This window comes from uncultured Rikenella sp. (assembly GCF_948810725.1).
Lineage (GTDB): Bacteria > Bacteroidota > Bacteroidia > Bacteroidales > Rikenellaceae > Rikenella.
In genome coordinates this window covers 71,535-87,164 of record NZ_CAQIVA010000002.1, presented here as the reverse complement: position 1 = coordinate 87,164, position 15,630 = coordinate 71,535, and the positions used below count along the sequence as shown (strand labels likewise).

At 60.2% G+C, this 15,630-nt stretch carries 14 protein-coding genes; 3 read left to right on the top strand and 11 right to left on the bottom strand.

The genetic code is table 11. The features are described 5' to 3' along the window. Window positions 1-2 precede the first annotated feature (2 nt). The 5 genes from Q9S52_RS02255 to Q9S52_RS02235 all read right to left on the bottom strand — a co-directional run bounded on the left by Q9S52_RS02255 (window position 3) and on the right by Q9S52_RS02235 (window position 7,546). Window positions 3-2,504 carry an ATP-dependent helicase gene (locus tag Q9S52_RS02255; RefSeq protein WP_304708034.1) on the bottom strand — a complete coding sequence of 834 codons (2,502 nt, stop codon included), beginning with the start codon at window positions 2,502-2,504 and terminating at the stop codon, window positions 3-5. A 206-nt stretch (window positions 2,505-2,710) separates the two neighbouring features. Further along, window positions 2,711-2,908 carry a hypothetical protein gene (locus tag Q9S52_RS02250; protein ID WP_304708033.1) on the bottom strand — a complete coding sequence of 66 codons (198 nt, stop codon included), beginning with the start codon at window positions 2,906-2,908 and terminating at the stop codon, window positions 2,711-2,713. Between the two features lie 852 nt (window positions 2,909-3,760). Beyond that, window positions 3,761-5,974 carry a GH92 family glycosyl hydrolase gene (locus Q9S52_RS02245; protein ID WP_304708032.1) on the bottom strand — a complete coding sequence of 738 codons (2,214 nt, stop codon included), beginning with the start codon at window positions 5,972-5,974 and terminating at the stop codon, window positions 3,761-3,763. Between the two features lie 84 nt (window positions 5,975-6,058). Then, a complete protein-coding gene (locus tag Q9S52_RS02240) occupies window positions 6,059-7,303 on the bottom strand; it encodes an ABC transporter permease (protein WP_304708031.1) in 1,245 nt (414 codons plus the stop codon). A gap of 96 nt (window positions 7,304-7,399) precedes the next feature. Continuing rightward, window positions 7,400-7,546: a hypothetical protein gene (locus Q9S52_RS02235; protein WP_304708030.1), complete on the bottom strand. Its 147-nt coding sequence runs from the start codon at window positions 7,544-7,546 to the stop codon at window positions 7,400-7,402. Window positions 7,547-7,723: 177 nt separating this feature from the next. On the opposite strand from Q9S52_RS02235, the gene plsY reads away from it, so the two are divergent. Beyond that, a complete protein-coding gene (gene plsY / locus Q9S52_RS02230; protein WP_297626667.1) occupies window positions 7,724-8,350 on the top strand; it encodes a glycerol-3-phosphate 1-O-acyltransferase PlsY in 627 nt (208 codons plus the stop codon). A 39-nt stretch (window positions 8,351-8,389) separates the two neighbouring features. Here the strand turns inward: plsY and Q9S52_RS02225 are convergent, their stop codons facing one another. The 4 genes from Q9S52_RS02225 to Q9S52_RS02210 all read right to left on the bottom strand — a co-directional run bounded on the left by Q9S52_RS02225 (window position 8,390) and on the right by Q9S52_RS02210 (window position 12,201). Continuing rightward, window positions 8,390-8,536 (bottom strand): hypothetical protein, encoded by a 147-nt coding sequence (locus Q9S52_RS02225; protein ID WP_297830972.1) that lies wholly within the window; start codon window positions 8,534-8,536, stop codon window positions 8,390-8,392. Between the two features lie 64 nt (window positions 8,537-8,600). Further along, a complete protein-coding gene (locus Q9S52_RS02220; protein ID WP_300828905.1) occupies window positions 8,601-9,845 on the bottom strand; it encodes a pitrilysin family protein in 1,245 nt (414 codons plus the stop codon). An 18-nt stretch (window positions 9,846-9,863) separates the two neighbouring features. Next, window positions 9,864-10,787, bottom strand: a complete 924-nt coding sequence (locus Q9S52_RS02215; protein ID WP_297626672.1) for a glycosyltransferase — start codon at window positions 10,785-10,787, stop codon at window positions 9,864-9,866. Window positions 10,788-10,806: 19 nt separating this feature from the next. Next, entirely contained in the window at window positions 10,807-12,201 is a 1,395-nt protein-coding gene (locus Q9S52_RS02210; RefSeq protein WP_304708029.1) for an arginine decarboxylase, read from the bottom strand. Between Q9S52_RS02210 and Q9S52_RS02205 the strand changes: the two genes are divergently transcribed. Next, complete coding sequence (locus tag Q9S52_RS02205; protein ID WP_297626674.1) at window positions 12,176-12,445, top strand: hypothetical protein; 270 nt, start codon at window positions 12,176-12,178, stop codon at window positions 12,443-12,445. The genes Q9S52_RS02210 and Q9S52_RS02205 overlap by 26 nt on opposite strands. A 63-nt stretch (window positions 12,446-12,508) precedes the next feature. After that, window positions 12,509-13,759: a hypothetical protein gene (locus Q9S52_RS02200; protein ID WP_297626677.1), complete on the top strand. Its 1,251-nt coding sequence runs from the start codon at window positions 12,509-12,511 to the stop codon at window positions 13,757-13,759. 95 nt (window positions 13,760-13,854) lie between these two features. Here Q9S52_RS02200 and Q9S52_RS02195 read toward each other — a convergent pair whose 3' ends face one another. Both Q9S52_RS02195 and Q9S52_RS02190 read right to left on the bottom strand, forming a co-directional pair. Next, complete coding sequence (locus tag Q9S52_RS02195; RefSeq protein WP_304708028.1) at window positions 13,855-14,292, bottom strand: GNAT family N-acetyltransferase; 438 nt, start codon at window positions 14,290-14,292, stop codon at window positions 13,855-13,857. Window positions 14,293-14,307: 15 nt separating this feature from the next. Continuing rightward, window positions 14,308-15,576 carry a pitrilysin family protein gene (locus Q9S52_RS02190; RefSeq protein ID WP_304708027.1) on the bottom strand — a complete coding sequence of 423 codons (1,269 nt, stop codon included), beginning with the start codon at window positions 15,574-15,576 and terminating at the stop codon, window positions 14,308-14,310. Window positions 15,577-15,630: the final 54 nt, after the last annotated feature.

Below are 15,630 nucleotides of genomic sequence, written 5' to 3'. Positions count from 1 at the left end.
CTCTACAGCAGCCGCAGTTTGGCGAACTTCAGGAGCAGAGTCTTGACACCCGCCGCTTCGAACCGGACGGTCACTTTCGTATCTGTCGCCGTCTGCTCGAACGCCGTCACCGTGCCGACTCCGAACCGGGCATGGGCCACCCGTGCACCGATGGTCAGGTCGCCTGCGCTATCCAACGGTTTGCCCTGCGGCGCAGCTGTGCCCGAGGCGGGGCGGGATTCCACTTTGCGGAATCCCGCCGGCGGTTGCGTCGCGGCACTGTTTCCGCTCGTCGGCGGAGCCGTCTTGCGCTGGTAGCGCTGGAAGGCAGGGCGCGGATCGCCTTCCACTCCTTTGGAACGACCTGTCGCCACCCCTCTCGCAGCGTTCCATCGGTTCCGCAACGAGGCGTTTTCGTCTTCGGGCTCTCCGAAGACATCCGTGTCGGGCAAGGTCGGCATGTCGAGATATTTCGGGTCGATCTCCTTGATAAACCGGCTCGCCTGGGACGGCACGACGCTCCCCCAGCGGAACCGCGAGAGGGCGAAGCTCAGCGTCGCCCGTTTCTCGGCCCGGGTCAGGGCGACGTAAAACAACCGCCGCTCCTCCTCCACGTCCTGTGCCGAGGAGGCTCCCCGCTGGCTGGGAAACAGGTTCTCTTCCAGCCCCATAATATAGGTGTACTTGAACTCCAGCCCTTTCGAAGCGTGAACGGTCAGCAGGGTTACCCGCGGCGTGTCGTCCTCCTTGCTGTCGTCCATGTCGGTCAGCAGGGCGATCTCCTGCAACCACTGGTCGAGCGTGACCGCTTTTTTCGTTGTCTCCTCCTCTGCGGTCTCCTCCGGCGCATCGGCAGCCGGTGTCTCGTTGTCGATCTCCACAGTCTCCTCCTCTTCCGTTTCCGTGTCGGTGGCGGACTGCGCATCGACGAATTCCCGGATGGAGTTGATCAACTCTTCGACGTTCTGCAACCGCGATTCGTCTTCGATCGAGGGGCTGTTCCGGTAGTGCGCCACCAGTCCTGACCGGGCCATCACCTCCATGGCCAGTTCGTAGGCGTCCATCTCACCCGCCTGCTGGAACAGTTCGGTGAAGTTCCGGACGAAGGCCGACAGGCTCTTTATCGCCGCACCGCGCACTCCCAGCTCTTCCGGCGTATGGCGCAGGAGGGCCTCCCACATCGAAATCCCCTCGGCCTGAGCGGCGGCGACGATTCGGCTGACCGACGTGTCGCCGATCCCTCGGGCCGGGAAGTTGATGATGCGTTTCAACGACTCGTCGTCCCGCGGGTTGATGGCTAAACGCAGGTAGGCGATGGCGTCTTTGATTTCGGCCCGCTGGTAGAACGATTGGCCGCCGTAGATCCGATACGGAATATTGTTCCCCCGCAGGTACTCTTCGATCACGCGCGACTGGGCGTTGGTGCGGTAGAGTACGGCGAATTCGTCGGCCGTGGCGCGGTCGCGATAGAGGGTGGTGTGGATATCTCCGGCGACGCGCTGGGCCTCTTCTTTGTCGCTCAGGGCGCAGATCACGCGAATCGGATCGCCTTGTTCGTTTTCGGAAAAGAGGTGTTTGGGCAGCTTGCGGCTGTTCTTTTCGATGACGCTGTTGGCCGCCTCGACGATGGTGCGGGTCGAGCGGTAGTTCTGTTCGAGTTTGAAGATCCGGGCTTCGGGATAGTCCTGCTGGAACCGCAGGATGTTTTCGATCCGGGCTCCGCGGAAGGAGTAGATGCTCTGGGAGTCGTCCCCCACGACGCAGATGTTCCGGTGGGCGTCGGCCAGTTTCTTGACGATCAGGTATTGGGCGTAGTTGGTGTCCTGATACTCGTCGACGAGGATATATTGGAATCGTTCGCCGTATTTCCGTGCGGTTTCGGGGTGGTCGCGCAGCAGGATGTTCATATAGAGCAGCAGGTCGTCGAAGTCCATGGCTCCGTTCTGCCGGCACTGGCGCATGTAGAGGGCGTAAATCTCGGCCAGTCTCGGCCGCTTGGCGCGGGCGTCCTCTTCGGTGAGCACGGCGTTGGCGGCGTAGGCTTCGGGCAGGACGAGGTTGTTCTTGGCGAGCGAGATCCGGGCGTAGACGTCGTTGGGTTTGTACTGCTCGTCGGGCAGTTCGAGCTGGCGGATGATGGCTTTGACGACGTTCCGGCTGTCGGCGGTGTCGTAGATGGTGAAGGCTTCGGGGAAGCCCAGCACCTGGGCTTCGGCGCGCAGGATGCGGCTGAAAAGGGAGTGGAAGGTGCCCATCCAGAGTCCCCGCACGGCGTCGTAGGGCAGTATCTTGGCGACGCGGTCGCGCATTTCGCGGGCGGCTTTGTTGGTGAAGGTGAGGGCCATGATGTGGTAGGGCGAAACACCTCGTTGCAACATATGGGCGATCCGCATGGTGAGCACGCGGGTTTTGCCGGAGCCTGCTCCGGCGATGATCAGCGAGGGGCCGTCGTAGTTTTCGACGGCGCTCCGCTGGGGTGGATTGAGGCCGGCCAGGTAGTCGGTCTGTATAAGGTCGTTTTCCATGACGGATCAATGGTTACTCTTCGGGGCTTTGTATGTAGTCCTTAAAGGGTTTGGGGCGTTACGGGCGGTTTCGGGCCGCTGTTGCCGGTTGCTTGGGGTAGATCTTGGTCGGGGTTGCCGTGGGTTGGGGTCGAGGCTGTGTTTAGGGTACCCGGCCAGTTGCTTGGGGTAGTTCCAGCCATCTTTCGGATGCCGAGCGGCACCGTTTATTCCGAGAGGCAACGCAACTGAAGACCGTGGCCGCGGCTGTCCAGACCGCTGGGCCCGAGTATCATCGTGTCGAAGTACAAAAACATTCCGTGGGTCCATCCGATTGCGGTTGACCAGCTATATCCGCGGCTGCCGACGTTGGTGGGTTGGCCTGAACGTGCGTAGCGGTAGCCCGGGGCGGTGCCGTTTGGCACTCGAACCGGGACGTCTCTACCCTTTGTTTGTGGTTTGCTATTGCGGTTCGTAGAACCGCAATAGCAACATTTTCTTTATTACCCCAATCTGTCGGATTCGTCATCGGCGCGCCCCCCTCACGCCGCTGATGCGTCGCCCTCGCCGAGGACAGCGATTCCTCTTGGAATCGCGCTATTCACTCTCAGTTCAAGCGGGTCGAAGCCTGCGGGGTCCACAGCAACGTGAGTTGCGGGCCTCCGCTGGGGGAGGCTTCGGCCCGAGCGGTTCTTCGAACCGCAAAAGCTTGGTTCAAAACCCAGCCAAAAGCTCAGCCCAAATTCCAGCTCCAAGCTCGGCCAGGGCGGCGCGAAAACCGTAATCGGTTTTCGCGCCCGAAGAACAGTCGCAGCCCAAAGAACAGCCCAGTTCTCCGTCCCGTGTCCGCCTCACTGCGGCTCCGCTGTCGCTCCGCCGGTGCCGCTCGGCACGCGAAAGCTGGGCGTGTCTGCTCCCAAACGTCGCCCGCGGCAATTCTTGCCGGATTGGCCGAGCGCCAACCGGCAGAATATGCCCTCTTAAGCGGGTGGGCGACGGAGTTTTCGCACAAAATCGAGTTTTCCGCGCGCCTTGCGCGATTCATCTATATTCGGCTACCGCCGAAATAGTTGAATCGCTTCTTTAGGCGGGGCGCGCGGCTGTCCTACGGGAGGGTACTGCGCTCGGGCCGCGCAGGCCCCACGTCCCGTGGACGGGAAATGCTTACGCATTTCAACTGGCAGCCTCGGCCCAACCCTTTGTCCGCGCGCTGGCGGAAATGGGGCGGTCGGGCAGCCTTCTCGTGCCTGCGGTGGGGAAATGGTTATCCCAGTTCTTTACTCTTCTTCCCGCAACACGATGTCCAGCTCGCCTCCCGAGACGATGTCCCGCCAGGTCAGGAACGGTGTGCTCAGCAGATGTCCGTTGAGAGTCATCTTTTCGATCCGGTAACGTTTCGCCGAAACGCCCGGAGCACGGACTGTAAAGCTCTTGCCGTTCGGCAGCCGGATGATCGACTCCTCGAACAGCGGCGTCCCGATCGCATAGTTCAGACTCACCGGATCCACCGGATAGAATCCCAGCGCGCTGAAGACATACCAGGCCGACATCTGGCCGCAATCCTCGTTACCACATAAACCGTCCGGACGGTTCGCATATTGTGTCCGCATGATTTCCGACACATATCGCTGCGTCTTTTCCGGCTTGCCGATGTAATCGTAAAGGTACGCCACATGGTGCGACGGCTCGTTGCCGTGCGCATACTGGCCGATCATCCCCGTGCTGAAAATCGGCAGCGAGTCCGTCGCCTCCGGATCGAGCGTGAACATCTCGTCCAGCCGCTTTTCGAACTGTTCCGGCCCCCGCATCAGGCGGATCAACCCTTCGACGTCCTGCTGAACCGCCCAGAGGTATTGCCAGCCGTTGCTCTCCGTGATGTGCTCCGTATACGCCTTCGGATCGAAGCCCGGCAGCCATTCGTTCGTCGAGAGCCGCGGTTGCATGAAACCCGAAGCCGGCTGGTAGAGGTTCATGTAGCTCTTCGACCGCAGGATGAATTCGTTGTAGAGCGAGTCGCGCCCCATCCGCCGCGCCAGCTGCGCGATGCAGTGGTCGTCGTAGGCGTACTCCAGCGTCTTCGAGAGCGACTCTGTTTCCAGGTCTGCCGGCACATAGCCCAGCATTTTATAGAGCCCGATTCCCCGATAGTCGTCTCGGTTCGCCGTCGCCACGCACGCCGTCAGCACCCGGTCGAGCGTCGAATCCGGCAGGAGTCCTTTCAGCGCCGCCTCGACCAGCACCGGCACCGCGTGGTAGCCGATCATCATGTCCGTTTCGTTGCCCCACAACGGCCAGACGGGCAACATCCCTTGCTGGTCGTAGAAGTCGAGCATCGAAGTCACCATCTCTTTCACCCGTTCCGGCTGCGTAAAGGTGTAGAGCGGATGGGCCGCCCGATAGGTGTCCCACAGTGAGAAGGTCGAGTAGTTGTGCCCCCCCTCGCCCGGTACCTTACCGGCGTGTATCCGACCGTCCGGCCCGAAATAGCGGCCGTCCGCGTCGTCGAAGAGCGTCGGGGCGAGCATCGTCCGGTAGAGGGCCGTGTAGAAAGAGACTCGTTCGTCGTGCGTGCCGCCGCGGACTTCGATTTTCGCGAGTTCGGCGTTCCATACTGCCCGTTGTGCGGCGCGCACGCTGTCGAAATGGAACGACGGCATCTCGGCCGCCAGGTTGCGCCGCGCTCCCTCGATGTCCACCGCCGAAATGGCCGTCCGCACCGTCACCGAACGGTTCTCTTTCGTGGTGCGGAAGACGAACCGTCCGATGTGGCTCCGGATGCCGTTATAGGTGCTGTCGCGATGCACCGAGACCACGGTGTCGATCGTGTACGAGGCGAAGGGTTGCGAGAATTGGGCCGTGAAGTAGACCCGTTGATCGGGCGCCCACCCCTCGGAAAAACGGTATCCTTCGATCGTCCGGTCGTCCACCACACGCAGGTAGGAACCCATGGTGTAGTCCCAGTTCATGGCTTTGGAGAGGTCGACGAAGACGGTGGCCCGGTCGGTCACCGGAAAGGTGTAGCGTTGCATGCCGCACCGCTCGGTCGCCGCCAGCTCCACCCGGGTGTCGTAATCTTTCAGCAGCACGCTGTAATACCCGGCCTGTGCCTGTTCGTCGTCGTGGCGGAAGGTGGAGTAGACGCCCAGTTCGCCTTTCCCCGTTTTGAACGGCGGCACGGCGGGCATAAAAGAGATATCGTACAGATCCCCTGCTCCGGTTCCGCTCAGGTGGGTGTGCGAGAAGCCGGCGATCGTGGTGTCGGGCCAGAAGTAGCCGGCGATCCGATCCCAGCCGCTGGTGCCGTTGTCGGGCGAGAGCTGCACCATGCCGAACGGGGCGCTGACGCCGGGGTAGACGTTTCCCGGGCCGTCCGTTCCGATAAAGGGATTGACCAGCGAGGCGAGATCGTCGCTCTCCGGCGCGTGGCTGCACGATGCGGCGAAGAGTGCCGCGACGAGGAGGCCGAAGGGGCGGGTGATTCGGTTTTTCATAAGCGTTCGGGTTGGATCGCGCAACGGTAACGGGTGCGCGACGGGGTTACGAGGGGACAAAGATAACTCGTTTATCCGAGTTTATCAGGTGTGGGAGATGGCCTGAACGGGGTCCATCCGGGCGGCGCTCCAGGCGGGAAAGAGCCCGGCCACGGCTCCTACGATCGACGCGATGGTCAGTCCGAGCAGGATGTTGCTGAAGGTCAGCACGAGGGTGAAATTGGAAAAGTGGTTGACCAGCAGGGTGCCGATGTAGACCATGGCGAGTCCGATCGCTCCGCCGATCACGGAGAGGATCATCGCTTCGAAGAGAAACTGGCAGAGGATGAAATAGGGACGTGCTCCGAGTGCCTTCTGGATGCCGATCTGGACGATGCGTTCGCGCACGGTGACGAACATGATGTTGGCGACGCCGAAGCCGCCCACGAGGATCGAGAAGAGGCCGATAATGCCGCCCGCGAGGTTGATTTTGCGGTACATCTCGTCGAATATGTTGTTCATGATGCTGACTTCGTTGAGGGCGAAGTTGTCTTCGGTCTGGGGGCTGAGCCGCCGGAGGCGGCGCATGATGGAGCTGACCTCGGCTTTGAGGTTTTCCATGTCGGTTCCGTCGGGGCCTGTGATGATCATGTCGGTCGGGGCCCACCGCAGGTTGATGAAATTGCCGGTCAGTGACAGCGGGATCAGGATGCTCCGGTCGAGGCTGTTGAAGGCCACGCTGTTGCCGGCTTTGGCCAGGAGGCCGATCACGTGCAGCTTGATGTCGCCGATGCGGATGGTTTTGCCTACGGGGTCGCTCCCGTCGAAGAGCTGTTCGGCGATTTCCGGCCCGAGAATCGCGACGCGACTGCCGTGTGCCGATTCGAAGGGGGTGAAGTAACGTCCCTGATCGATCTCGGTGGTCTGTATCCGGTCGTAGTTGTGGCTGACGCACAGCACGGTTGCGTTGTCGACATAGAGGCTCCCGTGCCGGGCCGTGCGGTTGAAACTGGTCATGAAAGCGACTTCGGCCTGGGGCAGTAGGGCCTGGGTCTCGCGGTATTCGTCGAGGCTGACCTGCGGCCGGTTGCTGTATTTCCACCACTCTCCGCCCCCTTCCCACGGCCATTTGCTGACATAGAGGGTGTTGCTGCCGAGCGATTCGATCCCCTGGCGGATGTGGAGGGCCATCGAGTCGACGAGAGTGAAGACGGTGATGATGGCGAAGATGCCGATGGTGACGCCGCCGAGGGAGAGGCCGGTGCGGAGTTTGTTGATGACTACGCTTTCCAGAGCGGCGAGCCAGCTTTGGTAGATTTGTCCGAGGGTAAAGAAGAGTTTTCTGAACATGGGGTCTTGGTGGAACGACGGCAACGGTTCAAATTTAGGTATTTTTTGCGATTCCCTGCGCTTTTCCTACTTTTGCAGAGTAGGGTCTTCCCCCGTTTATTCCGAGAGGCAACGCAACTGAAGATCAGTAGCCCGATGTGTAGTTCCGTTGGGGTTTAAATGTAAGGCGAAAAAGTTTAAAAAGATACCGGAAGTTGTCATGGCGTTGACAGACCAATTGGAACCATGATTTCCGACGAGCATCGGATCGCCCCATATTCCGTAATCACCTGCGTCGTGGAAGCCCGGGGCGGGCGGAATGGGTGAGGGGTGGTTTCTCGGGAAAGGTTCGGGGGCGACGAAAAGGTCTGAGGAGCGGTGAAACGAGGTCGCGGAGGGGCGGCCGATTGGATTACGAAAGCTATTGAAACAGATTCGATTATGATTTGGATCATCTGTCTATTGTTGATCGGCGGGTATTTGCTGGGGTCGATTCCCAGTGCGGTGTGGATCGGGCGGTGGTTCTACCGCACCGATGTGCGGGAGTACGGCAGTCATAATGCCGGGGCGACCAATACGCTTCGGGTATTGGGGCGTCGGGCGGCGTTGCCGGTCTTTGTGATCGATGCGGCAAAGGGGTATGGGGCGGTGATGTTGGCCCATTTGGCCGACTTGCAGGGCGACGGACTCTTTTTCCTGAAAATCGGGCTGACGGCGGCGGCGATTCTGGGACATATTTTCCCGATTTTCGCCGGTTTCAAAGGCGGGAAAGGGGTGGCGACGATGGCGGGCTGTATGCTTGCCATTGCGCCGATACCGATGCTGATGGGGCTGGCCACGTTTGTGATTGTGCTGGCGGTGAGCCACTATGTCTCGTTGGGATCGATGACGGGAGGAGTGCTTTTCCCGTTTTACATTCTGTTGATCGACGGTTTCCGGCCGTATAAACTCCTTTTCGGGGTTCTGGTGGCGGTGGTGTTGCTGATTACCCATCGCAAGAATATCAAACGGTTGCGCGAGGGGACAGAGAATAAGACGTTTCTGTTTATCCGGCGGCCGAAGGCCTGATTACGGACGAAAATGAGGATGCGGTTGCGTCTGCTCCGTTTATTCCGAGAGGCAACGCAACTGAAAACCGTAGGCGTGGCCGTCCGCAATGCTGGGATTGAGCCACGTCACGTAGAAACCCAAGTACATGCCATTGGTGCCGCTGACCGTGGAAGCCCAGCTGTAACCGTTGCCGCTGACGTTCACCGGCGCGCCCGTATCCCGATGGCGGTAGCCCGGGGCGGTGGAACGTGAAAGGACGCGGCGGCGTTTATTCCGCCGACTCGGCCAGGTAAAGCAGTGTCGAACTGTTCTCGCGGCGGAACAAACGGCGCGATTCCTCCTGAATTTCCTGCGCCGTCACCGAGTTGTGCTCCGCGACCTCCGTGTCGATCAGGGCCGCGTCGCCCAACATCTCGAAATAGGCCAGGTTCATCGCCTTGTTCAGTACATTCAACTCGCTGAAAATCTGAGTCGCTTCGAACTTATTCTTGACTTTCTCCAACTCATACGCTCCGACCGGTTCCGTGCAGAGGAGTTTCAATTCGTGCCACAAAGCCGCTTCGGCCCGCTCCACCGGCACGCCCTCCATCACATAGCCCGTCACGACGAACAAGCCCGGATCGACATCCCCCGAAACATAGGCATTCACCTGCGAAAAGAGGTTCGCCTCCTGAACCAGCCGCTGGTAGAGCCGACTCGACGTCCCGTTGCTCAGGATGTCCGACGCCACGTCGCACACCGTGTATTCCCGGCTCCGCCGGTCGCCCATGTGGAAGGCGATGTAGATCACCGAAGCCGGTACCGGCCGCCGCACCTCCAGCCGCCGCGGAGCGGTCTGTTCCGGTTCGGCCGGCAGCGAATCCGGTTCGAATCCTCCCGCCGGAATCTCGCCGAACCACTTCTCGGCCAGCTCGAAAACCCGTTCGGGCGGCAAATCCCCCGCCACCGACAGAATGGCGTTGTCCGGCCGGTAGTAGCGGTCGAAGAAAGCCCGCACCTCTTCCATCGTCGCCCGGCGGATGTGATCGATCTCCCGCCCGATCGTCGCCCACCGGTACGGATGCCGTTCGTAGGCCAACGGCCGCAATAGCAGCCAGATGTCGCCGTACGGTTGGTTCAGATACCGTTGTGCGAACTCCTCGACGACCACTTTGCGCTGCACGTCGAGGCTCTTTTCGTTGAAGGCCAGCGAGAGCATCCGATCCGACTCTAACCACAGTGCCGTTTCGATATTCTCTTTGGGCAGGGCCAGATAGTAGTTCGTATAGTCGTTGTTGGTGAAGGCGTTGTTCTCGCCGCCGGCCAGTTGCACCGGTTCGTCGTAGTTCGGCACGTGGATCGAGCCGCCGAACATCAGGTGTTCGAACAGGTGGGCGAAGCCTGTCCGGTCGTATGCTTCGTTGCGCGAGCCCACTTTGTAGAGCACGTTGACGGCCGCCATCGGGGTCGAGAGGTCTTCGTGTGCGATGACGGTCAGACCGTTGGCCAGCGTTCTTTTCTGAAATTCGATCATGCGAAGAGGAGGGTGGTTTTAGCGTCGGAACGGACGCGGCAGCAGGTGATACAATCGGCGCCAGCGGCGCAGGCGTTTCGGATGCGGGTAGTCGGCGAGCCAGAGGCTTTGCACCCGGCGAAAGAGTTCCGGTCGTGCGGTGTCGCCGAATCGTTCGAGGCGTTGCAGCCACCGTCCGATCACGGCGCGACGGAACGCGGAGGATACGCCTGTGAGCCGGAACAGCGTTTCGATCACCTCTTTGCCTTCGATGAATTGTAGTCCTTCGGCTTTGGCTCGTGGTGAAACTTTTACGTGGTGCTGGCGAAACCGATTGAGCGGTTCGGCCAGATAGGCCACCCGTCCGCCGAGGGCGATCCGGCTCCAGAAGAGCCAGTCGCCGCAGTAGCGGTATTTTGCGTAATCCTCCGTCACGTTCGCCAGCGCGCTTTTGCGGAACACGGCCATGCTGGCATTGTAGATGGCATTGCCGGTGAACATTTTTTCGATGACGAAGCGGCGTCCCTCTTTTCGAAACGGTTTCCGGTTGTGCAGCCGTCCCGGAAGCGGAACGGAATCGGAATCGATGGCGATGCTGTTGGTGTAGGCCAGTGTACAGGCCGGGTCGCTTTCCAGTTCGGCGATACATTTTTCGAGGAAAGCGGGTTCGGCGACGTCGTCGCTTTCGGCGATCCAGATGTATTTCCCTTGTGCCAATCCGAATCCCAAGGCCCATTGGCGGAAGGTCGAGCCGCTGTTGGTCTCGTTGAAAACGATGCGACTGACCCGAGGATGGTTTTTGTAGGACTCCAGCACGGTTCGGCTATCGTCGGTCGAGCAGTCGTCCAGCAGGATCAGTTCGAACTCCCGAAAGGTTTGGCCGAGAATGCTGTCGAGCCGTTCCCGAAGGTAAGGCGCATGGCAGTAGTTGGGCACGATGACCGATACGAGCGGATGGGGCATAGCACGGGTGGTCGGCGGATTAATATCCCAAAATGCGCATCATGGAGCGATAGCTCTGCTCCTTGGCGAAGAGACGCGTATAGTACTCGTTAGTCTCCTTGTCGCGGTCGATAATGATATGTTTCGGTGCCGGAATCAGGCAGTGTTGCACCCCGCCGTAGCCGCCCAGCGACTCCTGGTAAGCCCCCGTGTGGAAAAATCCGATGTACTGCGTCTCGCCCGGACAGAGCTTGGGCAGGAAGATCGCGTTCTGGTGCGCCTCGGCGTTGTAATAGTCCTCGCTGTCGCACGTCAGACCGCCGAGGAAAATCCGCTGGTACTCCTTGTCCCAGTTGTTGATCGGCAGCATCATGTAGCGCTGGTTGATGCCCCAAGTGTCCGGCAGGGTGGTCATGAACGACGAGTCGATCATGTACCACAGCTCGCGGTCGTTCTGCTGCTTCTGGTTGATGATCGAGTAGAGCGTCGCGCCGCTTTCGCCCACGGTGAAGGATCCGAATTCGGTGAAGATGTTCGGCTCTTCGATCTCGTTGAGGTTGCAGTAGTTCTTGATTTGCGCAACGATCTCCTCCGCCATGTACTCGTAGTCGTAGTCGAAAGCGAGCGAGTTCTTGATCGGAAAACCCCCGCCGATGTTCAGCGAGTCGAGCTCCGGGCAGACCTTCTTCAGCTCGCAATAGACCGCCAGACACTTCGAAAGTTCGTTCCAGTAGTAAGCCGTGTCGCGAATCCCGGTGTTGATGAAGAAGTGCAGCATCTTGAGCCGGAACTTCTTGTTGGGCTTGATCTTTTCGAGGTAGTAGTTCTTGATTTCGCGGTACCGGATGCCGAGGCGCGAGGTGTAGAAGTCGAACTTCGGCTCCTCTTCCGATGCGATCCGGATGCCGAGGTGGCACGGTTTATGAATCGCAGCGTCCAGTAGCTCGTGTTCCTCCTTGTTGTCGATCACCGGAATCGTGTTGACGAATCCGGCGTGGATGAGCCCCGCGATGTTTTCGACATACTGCGGCCGCTTGTACCCGTTGCAGACGATAAAGGTGTCCTTATCGAGCATCCCGCTGTCGTACAGCGCGTTGATGATGTGGATGTCGTAGGCCGAAGAGGTCTCGAGGTTGATTTTGTTCTTCAGCGCCTCCTCCAGTACGAACGAGAAGTGCGAGCTCTTGGTGCAGTAGCAGTAGTTGTACGAACCCTTGTAGTCCACCTTCGCCATCGCTACGTTGAAGAGTTTCTTGGCCTTCTGGATCTGCGAGCTGATCTTCGGCAGGTAGCTGATCTTCAGCGGCGTTCCGTACTGTTTGATGATATCCATCAACGGTACGTCGTGGAAGTTGAGGTTGTTGTCTACGACGCTGAATTCGTCCTGAGGAAACTCGAAGGTTTGCTCGATGAGGTCGATGTACTTGTTTTTCATCTTCGCCGGATGGGGGTCTGAAGTGGATAAGCGGCTCGGTTACCTGGCTTCGATTCGGGCGATCCGGACGGCCCGGATTTTGCTCTCTTTGCGAATCGAGTGCAAAGATGCGATAATTTTCGTTACGTCCGACGGTCGAAGGTCATTAATTTCGAGTTATTTCGGTCGGTTCCGCGCCGTCGTCGGACGTGTGCCGGCAAGGGGGTGCGAGGGGGTGAAAAGTGACGCTCCGCCGGGAAAATAGTGTCGAAAATTGGTCATATGATTTTTTTTTCGTAATATTGGGACAAATTAGAGAGAGCATTCGATGGACAATAACCTACTCAAGCAACTCATCGCGCAGCACCGCCGGGTGGTGATTCCCGATTTCGGCGCCTTTCTCAAAAAGGAGGGGCCGAGGGGTGAGCAGCTGGTATTCAGTCCGTTCCTGCGCAAGGACGACGGGATGGTGACCGAGGCCCTGATTCGCGAATACGGGGTCGAGTCGGAGGACGCGCGCGGGATGATCGCCGAGTTCGTCGTTTACGTGCGGCAGTCGCTGGCTTCGTCCGGACGCTACTATATTGAAGGGGTCGGGATGTTGGCCGCGGATGCCAACGGGTCGATCACCCTCAAGGAGGGGGTGATGCCGGAGCGGAGCAGGGCGGAGGTCGAGAGCGAGCGGATGGCACGGCAGGCGCCGCCGCAGCCGCAGCCGGTGATGGAACAGATTGTGGAGGCGGAACCGGTGCCCGTGCAGCCGGTGATGACCAAACCGCCGGTGATGACGCGCCCGCAGACGATACAGGTGCAGCCGCCGATGGGGCAGCCGGGGCAGTTGCAGGGACAGCAACAGCCTGCCTCGTTGTTCGGCACCTATCCGGGGATTCAGCAACAACCGATGCGGCAGCAGCAACCGCAGATGCCGCAGATTCCGCCGCAGCAGCCGATGCGGACTCAGCCGGTGGCGCCGCAGCATCAGCAGGTGATGGGGCAGCAACCAGTGCAACAGCCGATACAACCGGGGCAAAGACCGCAGCATCAGCAGGCGATGGGGCAGCAGCCGATCCAGCCGGGACAAAGACCGATACAACCGGGGCAGAGACCCCATCCGTCCATGCAGCCGCAGCAGGGGGTACGAGGAGGGCAGCAATCGGGACAACCGATGCAGCCGCAGCAGGGACAACAGCAACAGGCGGCGATGGGGCAACCGATGCAGCAGCAGGCGGGGATGATTCCCCCGTCGCAACGCCAGCCGCAGCAGCCCGGACAACAGGGGCGGCCGGGAGGGGCGGCTCAGGGAGCGGGACGGCCGACGAGACCGGGGCAGGGAGCTTCCCGGCCGGGGCAACCGTATCCGGGAGGGCGGAGACCGCCGGTGCGTCGGCGACCGCAGCAGCGGACTAAGGCGGATGTGTGGCTGATCGTCGCCATCATTGCGGCGTTGGTCGTGATCGCGATTATGATCTACAGCTTCATCGTCTCGGGCGGGGGGCAGGACATGGATATGGAGATGCTGAACGAAGCGATGGCACCGATGCAGGATGCTTCGAGCTCGGCGGGGGGAGATGGATTGTAGGATATTCTATATTATAATAGGCATAAGAAAAGCGAATCCGGCGAGAGCATCGAAAGGCTCCATCGCCGGATTCGCTTCTTAATATATAGAACGAGTTACAGCAGTCGTTCCAATATGATCATGTCCCGGCACAACGTGCCGTCTTCATCGATCACCGGTGCCGGATAGCGTTCGGTAAAGAAATTCGAAATCGTATGGGAGTAACGGAATCCGCAGCGTTCGTAGAATCCCCGTCCTCCGTCGCTCGTACCCACCTTCAGGCTCATGAACCGGCCCCGGTAGTGCGCGCAGAGGTCGTCCAATATGGCTCGTCCCCAGCCCGACCCCCGGAGGGAGGCGACTACCGCCAGATTCTTGATTTCGCCGACCGTCGTGTCCACCACCGCCTCACCGACCACTCGCTTCGCGTCGTCCCGCCAGACCCACATCTCTCCTTCGGCCAGATAGCGTTCCACCATCTCTTCCGACGGATCGGCCTCTAATAAAAGGTCTCGGAACGACCGCTTTTCGGACAGTGCGACGATCTTTTCCATCCGTCCCGAAAATTTTTATGCCCCGACAATCACCGTGCTGAACGCAGCCGGATCGAGCCACCGCCCGGCCAGTTCCCGAATTCGTTCCGGCGTGATTGTCCGCACCTCGTCGAAAAAGGCCTCCACCGCCCGGTTCGTCATCCCGCACTGGACGTTCTCGATCGTCATGTCCGCCACCCCGAACGGCCCGTCCAAAATCCGCATCATCTCGCCCACGATGATGTTCCGCACCATCTCCAGCTCCGCCGTCGGCACAGTCTCTGTCCGCAGCCGCTCCACTTCGCGCAGAATCTCGGCCACTGCCTTGTCTGTCGCCGCCGCCGTGACATCCGTCGCCACGGCGAAATAGCCCGTGTGCTGGAGGTTCACCATCGCCGAATAGATGCCGTACGTGTATCCCTTCTCCTCGCGCAGGTTTTTGACCAGCCGCGAACCGAAGTAGCCCCCCAGAATCGTGGCGACCACCTGCATCCCGTTGAAATCGGGGTGTTCCTTCGGGAAGAGCGTCCGCCCGAGCCGGATCGACGACTGCAACGCCCCTGTTCGCTGCTCGCGGATCAGGCTCGTCGGTTCCGTCGGTGGAACGCCCGGGTCGACGACCGGTCGGCCCGCCTCGAAGCGGCTCAGGAATCGCTCCATCTCACTCCGTACCTCCGGCGCGATCCGGCCCGAAGCCACCGCAAAGAGATTCCCGGCCCGGTAGTGCGTCTCATAGAACTCGCGCAACAGATCCGCATTCAGCTCGTCGTAGGCCTCGGCCGCCGAGCTGCGGCCATACGGATGCTCGGCTCCGAACAGCGCCCGTGAGAAGAGCTCCCGGGCCTGATACGACGGCTTTTCGCGCTCGATCGTCAGTTGCTGCTTCCGTTTGGCGGCATAAATCTCCAGTTCGTGTTCCGGAAATTGCGGCTCGAACAGAATCTCGCTCAGCAACTCCAGCGTCCGGGGCAGAAAGCGGTTCAGGCAACTCACCGTCACGATCGCATAGTCGCGGTCGATCGAGGTGTCGTAGTAGATGCCGTAGAAGTCGAACCGTTCGGCGATCTGTGCCGCCGAGTAGTGCGCCGTTCCCTCGCTCATCAGGTTGAGCGCGGCCGATGCCGTGAACGGCGCCGGCTGGTAGCGCGTTCCGGCGCCGAAGACGAGGCTCAGCCGGCACAGCGGCTGGGTCCCCGCGTCGATCGTCCAGAACCGGATGCCGTTGGGCAGCTCGGAGTAGATCGTTTCCGGGATGGTCAGCCGGTCGGGGAGTTGGAAGTCGGGTTGTCGGGTGCGGTCTAACATCGTGTGTCGTTTCAGGCGAGCAAAATTAATGATTTTGCGCGATTCCGCTCGTGC

Bases quoted from the DNA above. Each gene is read 5' to 3' on its own strand.
- Q9S52_RS02245 (WP_304708032.1), bottom strand. From the start codon at position 5,974: ATGAAAAACCGAATCACCCGCCCCTTCGGCCTCCTCGTCGCGGCACTC.
- Q9S52_RS02215 (WP_297626672.1), bottom strand. From the start codon at position 10,787: ATGCCCCATCCGCTCGTATCGGTCATCGTGCCCAACTACTGCCATGCG.
- Q9S52_RS02195 (WP_304708028.1), bottom strand. From the start codon at position 14,292: ATGGAAAAGATCGTCGCACTGTCCGAAAAGCGGTCGTTCCGAGACCTT.
- Q9S52_RS02190 (WP_304708027.1), bottom strand. From the start codon at position 15,576: ATGTTAGACCGCACCCGACAACCCGACTTCCAACTCCCCGACCGGCTG.
- Q9S52_RS02240 (WP_304708031.1), bottom strand. From the start codon at position 7,303: ATGTTCAGAAAACTCTTCTTTACCCTCGGACAAATCTACCAAAGCTGG.
- plsY (WP_297626667.1), top strand. From the start codon at position 7,724: ATGATTTGGATCATCTGTCTATTGTTGATCGGCGGGTATTTGCTGGGG.
- Q9S52_RS02210 (WP_304708029.1), bottom strand. From the start codon at position 12,201: ATGAAAAACAAGTACATCGACCTCATCGAGCAAACCTTCGAGTTTCCT.
- Q9S52_RS02255 (WP_304708034.1), bottom strand. From the start codon at position 2,504: ATGGAAAACGACCTTATACAGACCGACTACCTGGCCGGCCTCAATCCA.
- Q9S52_RS02220 (WP_300828905.1), bottom strand. From the start codon at position 9,845: ATGATCGAATTTCAGAAAAGAACGCTGGCCAACGGTCTGACCGTCATC.
- Q9S52_RS02205 (WP_297626674.1), top strand. From the start codon at position 12,176: ATGAGGTCGATGTACTTGTTTTTCATCTTCGCCGGATGGGGGTCTGAA.
- Q9S52_RS02200 (WP_297626677.1), top strand. From the start codon at position 12,509: ATGGACAATAACCTACTCAAGCAACTCATCGCGCAGCACCGCCGGGTG.
- Q9S52_RS02235 (WP_304708030.1), bottom strand. From the start codon at position 7,546: ATGCTCGTCGGAAATCATGGTTCCAATTGGTCTGTCAACGCCATGACA.